The sequence below is a fragment of the Streptomyces sp. SID486 genome, assembly GCF_009865385.1.
Classification (GTDB): Bacteria; Actinomycetota; Actinomycetes; order Streptomycetales; family Streptomycetaceae; genus Streptomyces.
Window position 1 is genome coordinate 1 of the sequence record NZ_WWJT01000488.1, and the last position, 1,933, is coordinate 1,933.

Annotated in this window: 2 protein-coding genes and 1 pseudogene; 2 read left to right on the forward strand and 1 reads right to left on the reverse strand. The window is 74.2% G+C overall.

Annotated elements, in window-relative coordinates:
* Both GT045_RS23045 and GT045_RS23050 read left to right on the forward strand, forming a co-directional pair.
* A pseudogene (locus GT045_RS23045) lies at positions 1 to 351 on the forward strand (cytochrome ubiquinol oxidase subunit I); the annotation flags it as partial.
* 26 nt (positions 352 to 377) lie between these two features.
* A complete protein-coding gene (locus tag GT045_RS23050) occupies positions 378 to 698 on the forward strand; it encodes a cytochrome C oxidase subunit I (protein WP_161293938.1) in 321 nt (106 codons plus the stop codon).
* Positions 699 to 724: 26 nt separating this feature from the next.
* On the opposite strand, the gene GT045_RS23055 is transcribed toward GT045_RS23050, so the two are convergent.
* Positions 725 to 1,933: M64 family metallopeptidase (locus tag GT045_RS23055; RefSeq protein WP_202528771.1), on the reverse strand; the 1,209-nt coding region annotated here is incomplete at its 5' end.

Below are 1,933 nucleotides of genomic sequence, written 5' to 3' on the forward strand. Positions count from 1 at the left end.
GCCGAGGGCATGCCGCGCCGGTACGCCGACTATCTGGCGACCGACGGCTTCACCGCCCTGAACACGGTGTCGACCATCGGTTCCTTCCTGCTCGGCCTGTCGATGCTGCCCTTCCTCTACAACGTGTGGAAGACGGCCAAGTTCGGCGAGCCGGTCGGTGTGGACGACCCGTGGGGCTTCGGCCGCTCGCTGGAGTGGGCGACGTCCTGCCCGCCGCCGCGGCACAACTTCGTCACCCTGCCACGGGTGCGCAGCGAGTCCCCGGCGTTCGACCTGCACCACCCGGACATCGCGCTGCAGGAGTTCGAGGCCCACAGGCTTCCGGCCGCCACCGACCGAGGGCACGGGTGAGCGGTCCGTCCCAGCGGGGAGCCGGAGTGGGTGGCGACCTCGGCAACGAGGTCGAGGGCTATCTGCTGTGGCAGGCCAGGGTCGCCGAGGCCGAGCGGCGCGCACGGGAGTTCGCGGACCCGCTGGACTGGCTGACGACGGCGCAGCGCGAGGAGGTCGAGCGGCGGTACGTCGCCGACAGTCTGCGGCGGGCCCGGGCCGACCTCGAACGCGTCGCGGCCCGGTGCGTGTCACTGCGGGCCGAGTACGAGCACCGGTACGAGGTGCTGCGGCGGCGCTGCGTGGGCGTGGTGCTCGCGGTGTGCGCCGGCTTCACCACGCTGGCCACGCTGCTGCTGGTCCTCTGACGGACCGACGCCCGGCTGAGCGCCGTTCACCGCACGGTCCAGGTGAGCGCGTCGGTGGTACGGGCGCGCAGGGCGGGGTCGCGCAGGGCCGTGGTCCCGTCGGTCACGGTCGCGGTGATCCGGTGGCCGTGGCCGCGGACGCCCAGTGCGCGGGGGGTCGTCGTCCGGACGCCGGCCGCCCACGGGACCTGCCTGCCGTCGACGGACCAGGTGAGGCGGAGGTCGGCGAGGCCGCCGAGCGGGGCGAGGCGCACCCTGATCGGCCGGTCCGCGCGGACCGGCCGGCCGGTGGGGACGGCTGAGGTCAGCGCGTCCGCGTCGGCGTAGAACCCGGCGATCATCGCCTCGCGTCCGACGACGTTGAACTCCGTCGACTCCAGACTGCGCATCAGGGACGTCTCGGTCGGGCGGTGGATGCCCGTCTCGTAGTAGCCGCCGCCCTCGTACGTGCCGACGACCGACCCCGTGGGGTCCTGGACCCCGGCCCAGCGGTGCCACTTGGCCTCGGCCGGGTCGCGGTGGAGGGTGAGGTTGGCCGCCGCGGGCTCCTCGGGGCCGGGATAGGGGCCGTAACCCGGGTACTGGTACTCGTCGGCCAGCCGGCCTATGGAGTGGCCCAGTTCGTGGGCGCCTATGAGGTACGAGCGTTCGTTGCCGGACGACATGGTGGCCACGCCGTGGAAGGGCGAGCCCGGCGGCAGGTCGGGGGTGGAGTAGCCGGCGCCGCCGTACTTGGCCGAGTGGGCGACGACGAAGACGATGTCGGCGGCCGGGGCCAGGGCGGCGTACCGGGTGACCGCGCCGGTGTCGACGCACAGCAGGCGTTCGAGGCCCTCGCAGTAGAAGGCCGAGCCCAGCGCGGTGTCCTTCACGACGTCGGCCGCCGGGTCGCCGGAGACACCGGACTCCCGGGAGACGGCGTTCACCAGCCAGATGTTGAACAGCCCCCGGTAGCTCCGGTACGGCTCGACACCGAAGATCGCGTCCAGTTTCTCCTCGGCGTCCGCCGCGAACTCGTCCTGCTCGGCGGCGGTGTAGCCGTCCCCCATCACGACGAGGTCGAGCCGTCCGGACACCGGCCCGGTGTGCTGGAGCGGCCGGACGGCGCGGCCCGCGCCCGCCGGGACCGCCACCGGGACGCGCCCGGTGAGGTCCCCCGTGCCGTGCGCCGGGCCGGTCCCACCCCGCACCGGGCCGGTCCCCGGGACGCTCACCCGCCGGGGCTCCGCTCCGGG